This is a genomic window from Limnothrix sp. CMB-01, from assembly GCF_055193175.1.
The window spans coordinates 2,007,680-2,023,824 of sequence record NZ_CM143720.1 but is presented as its reverse complement, the minus strand read 5'-3'; the positions used below and the strand labels follow the sequence as shown (position 1 = coordinate 2,023,824).

14 protein-coding genes are annotated in these 16,145 nt (G+C 54.2%); 9 read left to right on the top strand and 5 right to left on the bottom strand.

The genetic code is table 11. The annotated features are described in order from the left end of the window. The first annotated feature begins 29 nt into the window (after nt 1–29). Nucleotides 30–1,763, top strand: a complete 1,734-nt coding sequence (locus tag ACZA91_RS08545) for a sensor histidine kinase (RefSeq protein ID WP_463186083.1) — start codon at nt 30–32, stop codon at nt 1,761–1,763. Nucleotides 1,764–1,799: 36 nt separating this feature from the next. On the opposite strand, the gene ACZA91_RS08540 is transcribed toward ACZA91_RS08545, so the two are convergent. Beyond that, nucleotides 1,800–3,140, bottom strand: coding sequence for a nucleoside recognition domain-containing protein (locus tag ACZA91_RS08540; RefSeq protein WP_463186081.1), 1,341 nt, complete (start codon nt 3,138–3,140; stop codon nt 1,800–1,802). Between the two features lie 124 nt (nt 3,141–3,264). Here ACZA91_RS08540 and ACZA91_RS08535 point away from each other — a divergent pair, with 124 nt between their 5' ends. Then, nucleotides 3,265–3,777, top strand: coding sequence for a hypothetical protein (locus ACZA91_RS08535; protein WP_463186079.1), 513 nt, complete (start codon nt 3,265–3,267; stop codon nt 3,775–3,777). A gap of 91 nt (nt 3,778–3,868) precedes the next feature. Then, nucleotides 3,869–6,919 (top strand): UPF0182 family protein, encoded by a 3,051-nt coding sequence (locus ACZA91_RS08530; RefSeq protein ID WP_463186077.1) that lies wholly within the window; start codon nt 3,869–3,871, stop codon nt 6,917–6,919. Between the two features lie 26 nt (nt 6,920–6,945). Here the strand turns inward: ACZA91_RS08530 and ACZA91_RS08525 are convergent, their stop codons facing one another. From ACZA91_RS08525 to ACZA91_RS08515, 3 genes are all read right to left on the bottom strand, one after another. Further along, a complete protein-coding gene (locus ACZA91_RS08525) occupies nt 6,946–7,527 on the bottom strand; it encodes a Uma2 family endonuclease (RefSeq protein WP_463186075.1) in 582 nt (193 codons plus the stop codon). 100 nt (nt 7,528–7,627) lie between these two features. Beyond that, entirely contained in the window at nt 7,628–8,278 is a 651-nt protein-coding gene (gene msrA, locus ACZA91_RS08520) for a peptide-methionine (S)-S-oxide reductase MsrA (RefSeq protein WP_463186073.1), read from the bottom strand. A gap of 155 nt (nt 8,279–8,433) precedes the next feature. Beyond that, entirely contained in the window at nt 8,434–8,670 is a 237-nt protein-coding gene (locus ACZA91_RS08515) for a hypothetical protein (RefSeq protein ID WP_463186071.1), read from the bottom strand. Nucleotides 8,671–9,178: 508 nt separating this feature from the next. Here ACZA91_RS08515 and ACZA91_RS08510 point away from each other — a divergent pair. The 6 genes from ACZA91_RS08510 to ACZA91_RS08485 all read left to right on the top strand — a co-directional run bounded on the left by ACZA91_RS08510 (nt 9,179) and on the right by ACZA91_RS08485 (nt 14,664). Further along, on the top strand, nt 9,179–9,619 hold the full coding sequence (locus ACZA91_RS08510) for an Hsp20/alpha crystallin family protein (protein WP_190353693.1): 441 nt from the start codon (nt 9,179–9,181) through the stop codon (nt 9,617–9,619). Nucleotides 9,620–10,210: 591 nt separating this feature from the next. Then, entirely contained in the window at nt 10,211–11,308 is a 1,098-nt protein-coding gene (locus ACZA91_RS08505) for a coiled-coil domain-containing protein (RefSeq protein WP_099534910.1), read from the top strand. A gap of 340 nt (nt 11,309–11,648) precedes the next feature. Beyond that, complete coding sequence (locus ACZA91_RS08500; protein ID WP_242030913.1) at nt 11,649–11,882, top strand: hypothetical protein; 234 nt, start codon at nt 11,649–11,651, stop codon at nt 11,880–11,882. Continuing rightward, nucleotides 11,882–12,229, top strand: a complete 348-nt coding sequence (locus tag ACZA91_RS08495) for a type II toxin-antitoxin system PemK/MazF family toxin (RefSeq protein ID WP_190533656.1) — start codon at nt 11,882–11,884, stop codon at nt 12,227–12,229. The genes ACZA91_RS08500 and ACZA91_RS08495 overlap by 1 nt, the downstream gene beginning before the upstream one ends. A gap of 87 nt (nt 12,230–12,316) precedes the next feature. Then, nucleotides 12,317–13,714 carry an FADH(2)-oxidizing methylenetetrahydrofolate--tRNA-(uracil(54)-C(5))-methyltransferase TrmFO gene (gene trmFO, locus ACZA91_RS08490; protein ID WP_463186066.1) on the top strand — a complete coding sequence of 466 codons (1,398 nt, stop codon included), beginning with the start codon at nt 12,317–12,319 and terminating at the stop codon, nt 13,712–13,714. A 194-nt stretch (nt 13,715–13,908) separates the two neighbouring features. Next, entirely contained in the window at nt 13,909–14,664 is a 756-nt protein-coding gene (locus ACZA91_RS08485; RefSeq protein ID WP_463186064.1) for a Uma2 family endonuclease, read from the top strand. Nucleotides 14,665–14,948: 284 nt separating this feature from the next. On the opposite strand, the gene ACZA91_RS08480 is transcribed toward ACZA91_RS08485, so the two are convergent. Continuing rightward, a complete protein-coding gene (locus ACZA91_RS08480; RefSeq protein WP_463186062.1) occupies nt 14,949–15,746 on the bottom strand; it encodes a choice-of-anchor E domain-containing protein in 798 nt (265 codons plus the stop codon). Nucleotides 15,747–16,145 lie beyond the last annotated feature (399 nt).

Here is a 16,145-nt window from a genome sequence, read left to right as displayed (position 1 = left end):
GATCCAACCTTAATCTATAAAGCAATAGAATGAAACCCATAAAGCAACAGCATCGATTTTATCTGTTTCAACAACTGATATGGGGTGTTTTATTTTCGCTGTTGATTGCTGGTTTTATTATTATGGCTCTTGGTGCTCTATTGACTGATAAACAAATAGATCAGCAGTTAAAACAACAGGCCCGATCCATTACTGAAGGTGTCGTTTTTTCCATCGAAGGATTAATTGAACTCGGTAACACCGGCGAAGGATTAATCGAACTGCGTAACACCAGTATTATTCAGCGGGTCGTCCAGAACTATGCCACCTTACCGTTAGTGATGGAAGTCGCGGTGATTAATCCCCAGAACAAGGTCTTAGCCCAGAGTGATACGTTTCCGACTCGTTTGTCCTTTTCAGCCTTACCCTCTCCATTCACAGAAGTTCTAGACCAAGCAGCTCAAACCGGTTTACCAACTAGTTTCAGTACGAAAATTGATCGTCATAGCGTCTTGGTTTCAGTACTACCGTTTAGCAACACCTTATTTGGTCAGGCTAACCGTCGGGGGCTAGCAATCGTTATTCTCGATGCCGATGCCCTTCGTAAACAGGCAGTACAAGCTCTCTCAATAACAGTTCTCATTTATATTTTTGGCATTGCTCTGACACTGATCCTCATGGCTATGTGGATCAATCGCATTCTCTTGCGCCCCCTCAAGCAACTCAGAAATACAATTGTCAGCCTAAATAGCATTGACCAATTTGTGATGCCTGAAGGATTACCAAATAATGAAATTCGACTGCTAGCCCAGTCTCTAAAGAGTTCAACCAATCAAATCAAACAATATCAGGAATTTCTTCACAAACAAGCTCAAGCTTTAGAAGTTGCTGTTCAAGATCTCAGCGCCAAAAATACTCAACTGGATAGCGCATTATCTGAATTACATCACACCCAAATTCAAATGATTCAGTCTGAGAAGATGTCATCTTTAGGGCAGATGGTAGCTGGTATTGCTCATGAAATTAATAACCCACTGGGGTTCATTCATAGCAACTTAGTCCATATCACTAGCTACGTTCAGGACTTGATTGGGGTGATTCAAGCATGTCAAGAACAAATTCCACAATTTCCGACTACATTGCAAGATAAAATTGATGAAATTGATCTTATTTTTGTGCAAGAGGATATCATCAAGACTCTTCAGTCAATGCAGATTGGTACTGAGCGGATTCGCGAAATTGTTTTGTCATTGCGTAATTTTGCACGATTAGATGAAGCAAAACTTAAAGTAGTCAATATTCATGATGGAATTGAAAGTACGCTGCTGATTCTGCAACACCGACTGCAAGCAACTGACCATCGTTCCGAAATTCAAATTCGCAAATATTACGGTGAACTACCATTGATTGAGTGCTATGCAGGACAAATCAACCAAGTATTGATGAGTGTGTTGATGAATGCTATTGATGCACTTGATAGCTTGAATCAACGATCCAAGACACCAGAAATTCATCCTCAGATTAAGATTCAGACAGAAGAAATCTCTGAGCAAAAAATCAAAATCGCAGTTAGTGACAATGGATCGGGAATGACTCAGGAGATTATGTCCAATATCTTTGATCCATTTTTTACAACCAAGCCAATTGGAAAGGGCACAGGACTCGGGCTTTCGATTAGCTATCAGATCATTACTGAAAATCATCATGGCAGGCTATTTTGTGAGTCAGAAATTGGTGTAGGAACAACTTTTACGATTGAACTTCCAACACACCAGACTCGGTGAGGGGTCTCTCATTGGGCTAGGCATCAGCGCGATCGCCTAGGCCGCACCCGGCAGCAGCAACCGACAAACCAACACCGAGGCGATCGCACTGACCGCATCCGCAAATAACCCCACCGGCAAGGCATAGCGCGTCCGAATAATCGCCACACTGCCGAAATAAACCGCCAGCGTATAGAACGTGGTGTCCGATGCGCCCTGCATGGTGGAAACCAAATCCGCCAGGAAGCTGTTGGGGTTGGCTTTCACAATTTCCGACATGAAGCCAAACGCGCCACTGCCGGACAGCGGCCGAATCAGGGCCATGGGCAGCGCTTCGGCGGGCATCCCAATTAAGGCGGTGACGGGAGTGAGCAGATTGGTCAGCAATTCCAACGCGCCGCTGGCCCGGAACATCCCGATCGCCACGAAAATTGCCACCATAAACGGAATTACCCGCACGGCAATTTCAAAGCCTTCCTTTGCACCCTCGGTCAGGGCTTCATAGACCCGCACGCCGCGAAAGTAGCCATAGATTAGGAAGCCGCTGATAAACATCGGCAGCACCCAGTTGGAAATGGTGGTGAAGCCTTCCAAGCTGAAGACAAAGCCAAAACCGTGGCGGATCACCTTTTGGACGATCGCCCCGAGAAACGCCAACACCAACCCACCAAAGACCAGTTGACCGACACGACTGGGGGGATGCAACACAGGCGGCGGGGCAGTGTCCACGGCCGGTTCGATCGCCTCTGAATCATCGGTTGCGGATGCGATCGGCTCGGTTGGCTCAATCACCGGGGCTGGATCGGGCGATCGACGGGCGGCAAACTTGGCGGCCAGCACCGCCGCTGTTGTCCCGATCGCCGTGGCGATCAAGGTGGTGAGGACGATCGAGGCCGGTTGGGTCGTGCCCGCGCTGGCCCGCACGGCGATCACCTCCAAGGGAATCAGCGTCACCGAGGCCGTATTGATCGCCAAAAACAAGCACATGGCGTTGGTGGCCGTACCGGGGTTGGGATTCAGGCGATCGAGTTCCTTCATCGCCTTCAAACCCAAGGGCGTGGCTGCGTTGCCCAAGCCCAGCGCGTTGGCCGCCAAGTTCATGATCATGGCGGACATGGCGGGATGCTCCGGCGGCACGGTGGGAAACAGCCGCACCATCACGGGCCGAATCGCCCGGGCGATCGCCTGCATCAACCCAGCTTCCTCCGCCACCCGCATAATCCCCAACCACAGGGCCATGGAACCCACCAGCCCGATCGCTAGTTCCACCGCGCTGCCCGCCCCTTTGAAGGAAGCCTCCGTCAGGGGTTTCATCTTGCCGCCATAGGCCGCCACCACCGTGGCGAAGGCAATTAGAAACAGCCAAATCGGGTTCAGGGGCGAAACTTTCGTTTTCATGGGCCGGGGCTACTCCACAGAAATTCCCGAGAAATCCCTTGCAGAAATAGCACGATTTGCCCCAGAACGTTTCGGAATTTCGTTGCTATAACCGAGGCGTAATCTGGCAACCAATCCAAAGATTATGACCAAGCGCCCCTTAGGTGTGACCATTCTGGCGGGCTTGCAGTTTTTCTATAGTGGTTTTGGGTTCTTGCTCAGTTTGTCGGTGTTGGTGATTCCCCAATGGCGGCAACTTTTAGTGGATAGCACGATCGAGAGCCTCAAACTGCAACTCCAAACCGCCGGTTCCAATTCAGATCCGCAAGCTCAGGCGATGATGCTGGGGATGGTTCCGACGTTGATTTTGGTGTTTGGGGGAATTGGGGTGTTGCTCTCGCTGGTGGGAGGATTGCTGGGATATGGCCTCTGGAAGTTGAAGCAATGGGCTTGGATTTTGACATTAATTTGGCAGATTTTGCAGGTTTTGAGTTTGGGACAGTCGCTCGTGAGTTCGATCGCCCTAGGATCGGCTTCAGTTCCGGCCTCAACCCTGTCGCAGTTAGGGTTTCAATTGGCGATCGCCCTTTTGATTTTGTTCTACCTGTTTCGGCCTAAAGTGCGTCAGGCCTTTAAATCGCCTCAATCGTCGGCCTGATGGTGGCTGTTGCCCAGGGGCGGCGGCGCGGAGCAGTTGTTTTTTTTCCAACATTCCGCTAGACAACGTTCATTGAGGCTGGAGACTTTCCATGACCCGGACGCGATCGCCCTTGGCTGTCAATTCAACGCCCCCCATAGCGGCCCCCGATCGAGCCAGGCAGCAACCCTGGCGGTGGGCCCTGGGCGGGTTGGGTTTTGTGCTGGCGATCGGGCTGGCGGTGCGCTGGCTGGGGGATGGCCTTTGGTTTGGCCAGTTGGGCTATGGCTCCCTTTGGTGGATGCGGCTGGCGGTGCAGGCGACTCTGTTTGGGGTAGGGGCGATCGGGTCGTTGGCGGTGCTGTGGGGCAATCTGTGGCTGGCGGAACAGCTCAACCGCCGGGAGTCGGTGGCCCTGGGCCCTGATCCCGATCGCCCCTGGTGGGTGATGCCTCGGGCGATCGAACCGCGTGGGGAACGACTGGTGGGCGGCCGGCTGGACTTGCTGCCATTGCTGCTGGTGTCGGGATTGTTGGCCCTGGGGTTGGCCCTGCTGGTGGTGCATTACGGGCAAATTGGCTGGACGGCAGGGCGGGAAGCCTTACCCACGGCGGTTCCTCGCTTGCAACCGCTGTTGTTATGGGAACTGCTGGAGCCGTTGCGATCGGGACAATGGTGGTGGTTGGCGCTGCCGGGATGCCTTTGGGCCCTGGGGGCGATCGCGCCGAGGTGGGGCTTGCGGGCCTTAGGGGCGATCGCCGCGTTGAACTTTGCCTGGATTGGCTCCCAACATTGGGCGACGATTTTGCTGGCCGCCCACCCCAGCCGATTTCAGCAGGTGGATCCAGTGTTTGGGTTGGATGTGGGCTGGTTTGTGTTTGGCTTGCCCCTGGTGGAACTGTTGGAGTTTTGGGCGATCGGGCTGTTGCTTTGGTCGGCCCTGTTGGTGGGGCTATATTACCTGCTCAGTCAGAAATCCTTGGCTCGGGGGCGATTTCCCGGCTTCACGGTGGGGGAATGGCGGCACGGCTGCGGCCTCTTGGGGTTGGTGTTGTTGGCAGCGGGCATCAGTGCCGGGGTTGCCTGTTTTGATTTGCTCAATTCCACCCGAGGTGCTGCCTATGGAGCCGGCTTTGCGGATATTCGCGTGCAGTTGCCAGCCAACATTGGCTTGGGGTTGGTGTCCTTGGGCAGTGGGGTTTGGCTGCTGGGCTATGCCTTGACGGGGTTGCAACCTCGGCGCTGGCTGGATGGCCGGGTGGCACAACCCACGGGCGATCGCCGGCCGGATTTGCCGCCCCGGTTGGTGGCGATCGGGCTGTTGTGCTACGCGATCGGGGGCATCAGTCTGGGTTTTCTGTTGCCCGAGGCGGTGCAGGGGGCAATTGTGGAACCCAACGAGCTGGAACGGGAACGGCCCTACATTGAGCGCAACATTGCCTTTACCCGATCGGCGTTTGGCCTCGATCGGGTGCAAGCGGAATCCTTTGACCCCCAAGCCACCCTCAGCGCGGCGGATCTGCAAACCTATGAACCCACCCTCGACAGTGTGCGCCTTTGGGACACGAACCCGCTACTAGATACCAATCGGCAGTTACAACAAATCCGCTCCTATTACCGCTTTGCCAACGCAGACCTCGATCGGTACCGATTGCCCGATCGGCCCAATCCGGCCCCGGCCGCCACAGACCGATCGACCCTCCATCCCACCATCCTCTCCATGCGGGAGTTGGACACCACCGCCCTATCTGCGCCGGCCCAAACTTGGCTGAACCGCCATTTGGTCTACACCCACGGCTATGGCTTCACCCTCAGTCCCGCCAACCAAGTGGGAGCCGGTGGCCTGCCGCTCTATTGGGTTCGGGATATTGGTTCCGGCACTGATGACACGGGCGGCGGCATCCTGCGGGCCGCCAATGAACAGGTGAGCCAGGGCATTCCCCTCGATCGGCCTCGGGTCTACTTTGGTGAGCTGACCAATACCTACATCCTGGCTCCGACCGCGGCCCAAGAGTTGGACTATCCCCGAGGCAATGACAACGCCTATAACCACTACGACGGTCAAGGCGGGGTGCTACTGGGCGATCACTGGTGGAAGCGGTGGCTGTTGGCGGCCTATCTACGCGATTGGCAATTACTGCTGACCAATAACCTCACGCCGGACACGCGCTTGCTCTGGCGGCGGAATGTGCGGGAACGGGTGCGGACGATTGCCCCCTTCTTGCAGTTCGATCGCGATCCCTACGCCGTGGCCGTGAACCTGCAATCGGCGGCAGATTCCGATGGGTTCGATCACCGCAGCCACCTGTTTTGGATTGTGGATGGCTACACCACCAGCCGCCGTTATCCCTATTCCGAACCCAGCCGCGCCGGTTTTAATTACATTCGCAATTCCGTGAAAGCGGTGATTGATGCCTATAACGGCACGGTGCGGTTTTATGTGGCCGATGGGGATGATCCGCTGATTCGCAGTTGGCAAGCGGTGTTCCCGGAACTCTTGCGCCCGATCGACCAATGCCCGCCGGCCATTCGATCGCACTTCCGCTACCCGATCGATTTGTTTGCCGTGCAATCGGAAAAGCTGCTGACCTATCACATGAGCAATCCCCAGGAATTCTATAACCGGGAGGATCTGTGGCAAATTCCCAACGAAATCTACGGCAACCAACCCCAACCGATTCAGCCCTACTTTGCCCTGATGCAACTGCCCGGCACCAGCCAACCGGAGTTTGTGCAGTTGTTGCCCTTCAGCCCCGCCAAGCGCAGCAACCTGATTGGCTGGTTGGCGGCCCGCTCCGATGGCGATCGCTACGGCCGACTCTTGCTCTATCAATTCCCCAAGGATCGGCTGGTGTTTGGGATTGAGCAGGTGGAAGCCCGCATTAATCAAGATCCGGACATTGCACGCCAAATTAGCCTTTGGAATCGCCAGGGTTCCAAGGTGATTCAAGGGAACTTGGTCGCCATCCCGATCGGGCGGTCTATTCTCTATGTGGAGCCGCTATATCTCGCGGCCGATGCGGGCGGCCTGCCGACCCTGATTCGGCTGGTGGTGGCCCATGGCGATCGAATTGTGATGCAACCCACCCTCGACACGGCAATCACGGCCATGTTTGGCCAACGATCGCCAGCCCCTCAGGCCGCTCCCCCATCAACCTCCTAGGAATTCAAAATCTAGGAATTCAAAATCTAGGAATTCAAAATGCCGGCCAAAGAGAGGGAAAACCCCGGTAGGCAACTATCGCCGCTCAAGGTGGTGGGGGATTTCAGGGTTTCCACCGGGCGATCGGGTCGGTAGATTTGGGCGATCGCCTCCGCCGGATCCAGCAACCACCCCAAACGCAGCCCATTGTTGAGATATTCCTGCATCTGCGCTTGCACTTGGCCCAAGTCATCACTGGGCGACTTTAGCTCCACCACAAAATCAGGACAAAGGGGCGGATAGCTATCCTGTTCCTTGGCGCTGAGGGCTAACCAGCGATCGCGGCTGACCCAAGCAACATCGGGCGATCGAATGGCTCCGTTCGGCAGTTTAAACCCCGTGGAAGAGTCAAACACCTCGCCCAAGCCCGTCTCTTCATTCCACAACACCAACCGCGCCGTGAGGCGTGAGTTGCGCTGTCCCGTTCCGCCTCCCGTGAGGGCCACGATCACTAATTCTTCTGCGGCGGTTCGTTCAAATTTGCAGTGGGGATTTTGGCGACAGATGCGGGCAAAGGTGGCATCGTCCAAGGCCAAGTCCGGCTGAAGATCGATCGCGATCGCGCTCATGGCAAGGGGCCCACCGGGGCCAACAAAGGAACGATCGGCCGCCGGGCCTCCAGGACAACCCCAAGACAACCCACGGCCGAAACAGACACAGCAACGAACCCTAAACCGCCAAGCCCACGGGACAGCTCACCCCCGTGCCGCCCAGGCCACAATAGCCGCCGGGATTTTTAGCCAAATATTGCTGGTGATAGTCTTCCGCGTAGTAAAACTCCGGCGCATCCAGAATTTCCGTGGTGATGTCCCCATGGCCCGCTTGGGCCAGCGCCCCTTGGTACTGTTCCTTGGAGCCGATCGCCGCCGCCTTTTGGGCTTCGTTGTAGGTATAGATGCCCGATCGATATTGGGTTCCCACATCGTTGCCCTGGCGCATCCCTTGGGTGGGGTTGTGGCTTTCCCAAAAGACCTTCAACAGTTGCTCGTAGCTCACCTGTTGCGGGTCATAGACCACCAGCACCACTTCGTTGTGGCCCGTCAGGCCCGTGCAAACTTCGTGGTAAGTGGGGTTGGGCGTGTGCCCGGCCGCATAGCCCACGGCCGTGGAAAATACGCCGGGGGTTTGCCAAAACTTGCGCTCGGCTCCCCAAAAACAACCCAACCCAAACAGGGCCGTTTCCAGACCGGCCGGGAAGGGCCCCTCGATCGGGTTGCCATTCACAAAATGCTGATTCTTGATGGGCATTTTGGTCGATCGCCCCGGTAACGCTTCTTTGGCGGTGGGCATCGTGGACTTTTGCTTTAAACCAAAAAACATGGCGAGGAGTTCCTGAACATTCATGGGCAATTTGATCGGGGTTCGATCAATCTCAAAGCAAGGCGCAATCCAATTTCAATGCAATTTCAATGCGATCGGTTCCGATTTGGGGGTGTGATCCCTGGGCCGCAACTGCTCGATCTTAAAAGGTTTTCCTAGGGCTGGGGAGGCACAGACGATTCCCGATCGCCCGCTGATGGGGCCGCGTCCCTTGATGGGTGCTTGGGCGATCGCCACCCGATCGGGCGGCGGGTTCCCATTTCCGTTGCTGCCGAAGCCAGTAAACACAACACCAACAGCCCCATGCCACCCGCCAGCCACCGCCAATCGCTGTCCGTGGTTGGGAGCGCCAACAGAATAGGCTCGATCGAACAGCCAGACCCGTAATTCATCCCCCAATTCATCCCAAAACCCATCCTGTCATCCATCCCCACAACAGTTCCCATACCCAGTTAAGCACCCGGTTCGGGCCCCGCTGAATTTCCGGCTGCCATCGGACAAATTATCGGTTTTCAGGCCCGCTTAAGTACGGTTTTCATCCTTGCAACTGTCTTAATTTGACTGCAATATCACTGCGCCTTTTTAGCATTTTTATTTCTTCGATTAAGCCTCAGCAGTCAGCAGCAAAAGCGATTAGGCAGTTTGGTCAGCAGTTTGGCTCTCAACACAATGTCTCAGCCATTGGCTTCTGAAAACTCAGGTGTGGGAACTGCCCTTGAATGGGTCGTGCAAACCGAATCTAGCTTCTGTTTGAGCGAGTTATCTTGAGATTGTGCAGAGCAAAATACTCCACGCAAAATTGAACCAATTCGAGCAAGATTGAACTCGATTCTTGAGGTTAATCCTCAAGCAAACCCTTCTCCCAAATTGTTGATTTCAGGAGTTCGCGAGGTGGCTAAAATGACCTTGATCCGTTGGGAACCCTATCGAGAAATTGAGTCGCTCCGTCGTCGTTTTGATCGACTCTTGGATGGCGCACTGATGACTCCTTTGGCGATCGACCCGGAATTGCACCACGCACCGGCTGCGGAATTGGAAGAAACCGCTGATGCGCTATTGTTGCGCCTGGAGCTACCGGGCGTTGATCCGAAAACCGTTGATGTGGAAGTGACGGCGGAGTCGGTTTCGATCGCTGGTGAGCGACGCTCCGAGAAAACCGTCCAAGAAGACAGCGCTTTCCGCACCGAATTTCGTTACGGCAAGTTTCAACGAGTGATTTCGTTGCCTACCCGCGTGCAAAATGCCCAAGCCACTGCCAACTATCAAAATGGCATTTTGGAACTGCGGTTGCCCAAGGTGGAAGAAGAAAAGAACAAGGTTGTGAAGCTGTCGATCGGCTAGGGTAAATGGCCCATGGTTGAAAGCGTTGCACTGCGGTTTTTCACTTTGGCTTTGAACTTTGATCTTGAGCGATGATGTTGCACTCCCGTTTCAGTGCAATTGCTGACCTAGAAGGATGAATGAATGCAGATTCGGGGGAATCCTGAACGGGTTCTCCCGGTTTTTTAATTCCAGTTCAATTCAGGTTTCTTCCAAACTCAATTCAAATTCAATCCAAATTCAACTAAAGCTCAATCCAAACTAAGCCCAAGCTGAAGTACGGTCAAACCAAGGTCAAATTCAAGCGAATTAAAGCACAATCAAGATCAAATCAAGACCAAATCAAGATTGATCAAGCATGAATGCTGCTCAACTGTCCCTCAATCACAAACAGAGGGCAACCTTAGAATTGGCTTTAAACCTTGGCTTAAAATCTTCGTTTTAAACCGTTGCTTTCACAATCAACTTTTAACATTAGTTTAAACTCCCAAAACAATAGGGATTGATAATCCCTCGCTTTGGAAATCATGACGGGTAGGGGCCACACAATCCAGAGTGGCGCGTCTACAATCGAGGAAGCTTCTCACACAGGTCGGCGGTCTTAATTCGGGTATGGAAACAGGCGATCGAATGCGGTTATTGGCGCTCTTGGGGTTGAGCGTGGTGGCATTTTGCACGGTGGTGGGCGTGGGCAGTGTGGTTAGCCACGGATCCACCCTGGGGCTGGCCAGCGTGGAGGTGACAGACTCCGCCTGGGGCCAAGGGGCCCTGTGGCAAAATGCAGCCCAAGCCTTGGGGGGACTGACGATCGGGGTGGTGTCCATGCGGGTGCTCGATCGCTGGCGCTATCAACAACGGTTGGAGCGGTTGCAGCGAGATTTGGATCACGAAAGCCACGAACGCCAAACCCTGGAAACCAGCCAGCGATCGCTACAACTGCAACTGGAAACCTTGGAAGAGCAGGCCACCAACCACCAACGGACGATCGAGGCGCTGAAAACCCAACTCCAAGAGCGCGATCGGCTGCTGCAAAAGGAGCGGACTGACCTGGAAGCCATTCGCACCGATGTGGAACAAACCTGGGATGAGCAAGCCGCCCTCCAAGGGGAGCTATCCCATTTACGGGATTACGTGGCGGAGTTGGAAGCGGAGCTAAACACAAGCCAAAGCAACTTGGCCAGCCTGTTGCAATATCAACCCAAACCAGCCGAAGCGGGAGAGAACAACTCGGAAACGGACGAGTTAGTCAGTGCAGGGGCCTTTGAAACGGTGTTGGCGGCGGTGGAAACGGCGGAACAACAGTTTGGGGATGTGTTGGAAATTTGGGATTCTGCCCGATCGGCTGCGGCTGAGTCCCAGTTTGGTCGCCCCAGCGAGGTTTATCAAGCTTTACGGGCGATCGCGGAAATTGGCCGCGCCTCCCTGCTGGCAAAACGGGAAGGGCGATCGATGGGCGGTTGGCGGGAGGGTTTCCGCGCCTATGGTTTGGACTTTAAGCCCACGGAACACCAAGTCACCGGTTCTCGATACGGGAGCGATCGGGACTTTCGGCATGGGGGCCGCAAACAGCGGATGTTTAAACATCTCACCTTGGGCAAAAACAACGCAGTCCACAACTTGCAAATTTATTTTGAGCTGGACTTTGAAACCGAAAAAGTGGCGATCGGCTACTGCGGCAAACATCTTCGCAGCTACGGTTGGGCTAGCTAACTATTCGGTTTCTATCAGTCTGGGCAGTTGCTCGCGACCAGCAATACTGGCACAGGGTTGAAATCAGCACTGTTGAAGGTAGCGAGCGATCGCCCCACATCGCCAACTGAATATTGCTGTGAGTATTGTGAATATGGAGAAAGGCGGGAACCCACAAATAGTCCTGATAGCACCTGCGAGGTGACAATTTTTGGTAACTGATCGCTTCCGCTGAAAGACTTTCACTAGCTGATCATGACTGAATTGCAGCACTATTCATTACTATTCATTGGTGTTTGCAAGGCATTATTCATCCGATGCATCTTTGCTAAACTTTGAAGAAAGCCTAAGTGTAACTACGATGATGTCTATTCCTAGCCCAACCATTCAAGATGTGTATGCATATATCACTCGCATCTTTCCACCAACTGCTTTATTACAGTTAGCAGCTTTGATTCTGAATGGCTTGACTCAGCAAAATCAGGCAGTGCTAGATGATAGCGACACTTGGACAGAACAGGATCAGTTAGACTTAGCAGCCTTTTCTTTCCAGCATTTCAACACAGATTTTGATAATGATGAGGAGATAGCTTAGTGATCTTCCAGCCAGGTGATGTCGTCACCGTGGACTTTCCTGGTGTCACGGGCATCAAGCGCCGTCCTGCGGTTGTTTTGTCTTCATCTATTTATCATGTCCATCGTCCTGATGTCATTGTGGGACTGATTACAACTCAAACAAAAGCTTTGGGCATCACAGACTATAAACTCCAAGATTGGAAATCAGCCGGTTTACGAGTTGAATCGATTTTCCGCAGCTTCATTGTGACATTGCCTCCTTCAGCAAACTTAGCTCGCATTGGGCAGCTATCAGAACGCGATTGGGAAGGTGTTCAAAGTTGTCTCAAAATAGCCCTTGCAGCCTTCGATGATTCAGACAGTTGAATTTCGTAAACGCCGATCGCCCTAATCAAATTGCTATAAGCTATTCATCTTGGTTCCTGCAAGTTTGGGCGATCGCTGAGGTAAGCCATGTCGAATTTACAGCCGGTGTATGTGATTGGCGGTGGGCTGGCCGGCACTGAAGCAGCCTGGCAGGTGGCGCGATCGGGCGTGCCGGTGGTGTTCTATGAAATGCGGCCCGAGCGTCTCAGCCCCGCCCACCACACGGAACATTTGGCGGAATTGGTTTGTAGCAACTCCTTTGGAGCGATGTCCGCCGATCGCGCGGCCGGTTTGCTGCATGAGGAATTGCGGCGGCTGGGGTCGATCGTGATTGGCAAGGCGGATCACCATGCCGTGCCAGCCGGCGGGGCGTTGGCGGTCGATCGCGCGGAGTTTAGCCGCGACCTGACCGAAACCCTGGCGCAACATCCGCTGGTGGACTTCCGGCGCGAGGAAGTGCGGCAAATTCCCACCGATGGCGTGGTGGTGTTGGCCACGGGGCCCCTGACCAGCCCGGACTTGACCGAGGATCTGCGGCAGTTCACGGGCCGGGACTACATGAGCTTTTTCGATGCGGCTAGCCCGATCGTGGTGGGCGAGTCGATCGATCGCGACGTGGCCTTCATGGCTTCCCGCTACGACAAGGGCGAGGCGGCCTATTTGAACTGCCCCATGAACCGGGAGCAATATTTGCAGTTCTATCAAGCTCTCTGTGCGGCGGAACAAGCGCCCCTGAAGGATTTCGATCGCGAAAGTGCCAAATTCTTTGAAGGCTGCCTGCCGATCGAAGAACTCGCCCAGCGCGGCGAAGACACCATGCGCTACGGCCCCCTGAAACCCGTGGGCCTGTTCGATTCCCGGCTGGGCGACGGGCGCGACCCCGCCAACCGCGACAAACGCCCCTACGCCGTGGTGCAACTGCGCCAAGAGGACAAGGCGGGGCAACTGTGGAACATGGTCGGCTTCCAAACCAACCTGCGCTGGGGCGAGCAACAGCGCGTGTTTCGGATGATTCCCGGCTTGGAAAATGCCGAGTTTGTGCGGATGGGCGTGATGCACCGCAACACCTTCATCAACGCGCCGGAATTGTTGAGCGCCACGTTGCAGTTCAAGGGCCGGACGACGCTGCTGGCGGCGGGCCAACTGATCGGCACGGAGGGCTACACGGCGGCCACGGCTGGCGGCTGGCTGGCGGGAACCAACGCGGCCCGGATTGCCCGCGGCCTGGAGCCGATCGCCCTGCCCCCCGTGACCATGAGCGGCGCGCTGTTCGAGTTCATCAGTTCCGCCTCGCCCAAGCATTTCCAGCCGATGCCGCCGAACTTTGGCATCCTGCCGGAGCTACCGACGAAGATCCGCAACAAACAGGAGCGCTACGGCCAATACCGCGATCGCGCCCTGGGTGAACTCGATCGCTGGAAAGTGGAATCGTTGGGTGAATCCTTGGGCGATCGACCCGCGGCCTTGGTAGGTGCGATGGTTTAAGCGATCAGTTGTGTGCCAGCCCCAGCCTAATCACAATGATTAAAATGGCCATAGGTGTTGATTTTCCACACCATCAATTCCAGGTCAATTCGTCTAATCCGTCGGATGCAGGCGAGCCAAAGTGATCAAGGCCAATTCGGGTAGGGGCGTACGGCCGTACGCCCCTACGGGGTTGACTTTTAGGAGCGTGAACCATGTTGGAGATCCGCAAGCCCGGTTACGCCGAATACCTCAACTTACCGGACTCCGATGACGAGCCTGTGGATCACGAAATTCAAAATTTGTTGCCCAATCTTTTGCTCTCGATCCTGGCTTGGCTCTGGAGCGATCGCGCCGATTGGACTTGGAATGTGGACATGGGCATTTTCTATTATCGAAATGGCCAGCTCCAGCCCGCCCTCTGTCCCGATGGGTTCTTGAGTGTGGGCGTTCCCAGGCAGCGGGGCGACCAGTTGCGGTTGAGCTATGCGATGTGGATGGAGGATGAAATTCCGCCCATCTTCGTGTTGGAAATTGTCTCGAAAACCAAGGGCGGCGAATACGATCAAAAACTGCTGCGCTACGCCGATTTAGGGGTGTTGTATTACTGCATCTACAACCCCGATCACTATCAGCGCGATCGCCACGATCCCTTTGAGATTTACAAACTAATTGATGGGGTTTATCAGCGGCAGAGCGGTGAACCGTTTTGGATGCCGGAATTAGAATTGGGAATTGGCCGGCAGGTTGGCTCGTTCCAAGCGATCAATCGCGAATGGCTCTATTGGTTCAACGAAACGGGCGATCGCTACCTGACTCCCGAGGAGCGATCGGCACTGTTCCAGGCCCAAGCCAAGACCCTTGCAGTCGAAACTCAAGCCCTCGAAGAACAAGCTCAGACAGCAAAGCAGCGAGCCGATCGCCTGGCAGCCAAGCTACGGGAATTAGGCTTGAATCCTGATGACCTATAGCGCCTAAGGCATATTCAAAACAAGCAATTCTAGCCGCCGAATCGTTAGCAGAATCATCAAAATACTTCGATCAGCATCAACATCATGCAAAAAAGATTGGGTTCAGCGATCGCCAAACCCAACCTCAACAGTACCAACTTGTGCAATTCAGTTGTGCAGTCCACAGGAGCGCAGTCAAGAACAGCTCGGGCTATCTTTTCAGTCCCCCAGCCTCATCCCTAAATTGGCTAGGGTTCGATCGACTGGCGAGCTAGTTCCGAGCTGCCATTGACAGGCCTTGCAACCTAGTTCCGGGGTGCTGCAGCCCGCAGACGACGCTGAACCATTGCCCCACCAGCCACCAAACCAAGACCCAACAGCGCGGTGGGTTCTGGCACTGAGGTGGATTCTTTTTCGTATTCGTAATCAACCCGCAGCGCACCTTTAGCCAGGGTCAGCACACCGGCACTCAAGTTACCAGGGCCAAAGACACTGAACAGAGCCGAAGCGGAGAAGGTGTAGTCGATCGAACCAGTGCCAATGAAGCCAGCCAAAGCTGCGGCATCAGTGATGGTTTTGGTTTGTTGATATTGACCGTTCAAAGAAGTGGAAAACTTCCGGCCCGAAGTGCCAGCAAAGTCAAGGCCCCCATCAAACGAGGATGCCGTGAAATCGTGAGCGCCCGTGAGGGGAATATCAAAAACTGACGTGCCGCCGCTTGATGTCAGGTTTAGATTAGCCTCAAAGTCAAATTTGATGGAGGCCACGTTGCCGGAGCGCAAACGACCGAGGTGCTCGTAGTAAGCCTTTTGCCAAAGTCCCGTATCAAAGGTCAACTTGGCCGATTTCAGAGTTCCGAGGCTAGGATCAAACTTCTGAATCGACAGGACATCTTCAATATCCGTGAAACCATAAAGGCCATTTCGGGCTTCTGCGTCTGTGAGGCCACCCGTAACGCCATCAATGGTATTCAGGGTCGTAACCGTGCTGGCATCCGGCACGTAGGCATCGGAGTAGCTGATGCTGAGGGCAAGGGCGGGAGCTGCGATGGAACTCAGCGAAATGGTTGCAAGTGCAACGCTGGGGGCAAACCAAGATTTCATATCTTCCACAGGAGGATGGGTATTTAGAGCAAAGTTCGACCGCGTGGCATTCCGCGTCGCTTTTATGACCCCTTATGGAATCTAACTTAGCTTTAAGATTTGGCGGAATCAAGGGGGATTTTTAAAGATTCAGCAAAGATTGGTTGATGATTACTTAAATTAAAGATTGGATGAAGAAGAAAATGCAATGGGACTCCAAAGTCGAGCGATCGAGAGTTGTGTTTTTCATGCATCCCAATGGTTAGGTTTTGGTTCAGGCTGCTAGGGCGAGGAATGATTTTGCAATCAAGTGCGGACTAGACCAATGCTGAATCATTCCAGGGTGAATGCAAGAGGACAGTCAAGATAGAAGATTTAGAGAAAACTGGGTGTTGATCGAGTCAAGGAATTACAGGAATG

What these genes read in the sequence shown, in the direction of transcription:
- ACZA91_RS08545 (WP_463186083.1), top strand. Translation starts at nt 30, where the DNA reads ATGAAACCCATAAAGCAACAGCATCGATTTTATCTGTTTCAACAACTG.
- ACZA91_RS08540 (WP_463186081.1), bottom strand. Translation starts at nt 3,140, where the DNA reads ATGAAAACGAAAGTTTCGCCCCTGAACCCGATTTGGCTGTTTCTAATT.
- ACZA91_RS08535 (WP_463186079.1), top strand. Translation starts at nt 3,265, where the DNA reads ATGACCAAGCGCCCCTTAGGTGTGACCATTCTGGCGGGCTTGCAGTTT.
- ACZA91_RS08530 (WP_463186077.1), top strand. Translation starts at nt 3,869, where the DNA reads ATGACCCGGACGCGATCGCCCTTGGCTGTCAATTCAACGCCCCCCATA.
- ACZA91_RS08525 (WP_463186075.1), bottom strand. Translation starts at nt 7,527, where the DNA reads ATGAGCGCGATCGCGATCGATCTTCAGCCGGACTTGGCCTTGGACGAT.
- msrA (WP_463186073.1), bottom strand. Translation starts at nt 8,278, where the DNA reads ATGTTTTTTGGTTTAAAGCAAAAGTCCACGATGCCCACCGCCAAAGAA.
- ACZA91_RS08515 (WP_463186071.1), bottom strand. Translation starts at nt 8,670, where the DNA reads ATGAATTACGGGTCTGGCTGTTCGATCGAGCCTATTCTGTTGGCGCTC.
- ACZA91_RS08510 (WP_190353693.1), top strand. Translation starts at nt 9,179, where the DNA reads ATGACCTTGATCCGTTGGGAACCCTATCGAGAAATTGAGTCGCTCCGT.
- ACZA91_RS08505 (WP_099534910.1), top strand. Translation starts at nt 10,211, where the DNA reads ATGGAAACAGGCGATCGAATGCGGTTATTGGCGCTCTTGGGGTTGAGC.
- ACZA91_RS08500 (WP_242030913.1), top strand. Translation starts at nt 11,649, where the DNA reads ATGATGTCTATTCCTAGCCCAACCATTCAAGATGTGTATGCATATATC.
- trmFO (WP_463186066.1), top strand. Translation starts at nt 12,317, where the DNA reads ATGTCGAATTTACAGCCGGTGTATGTGATTGGCGGTGGGCTGGCCGGC.
- ACZA91_RS08485 (WP_463186064.1), top strand. Translation starts at nt 13,909, where the DNA reads ATGTTGGAGATCCGCAAGCCCGGTTACGCCGAATACCTCAACTTACCG.
- ACZA91_RS08480 (WP_463186062.1), bottom strand. Translation starts at nt 15,746, where the DNA reads ATGAAATCTTGGTTTGCCCCCAGCGTTGCACTTGCAACCATTTCGCTG.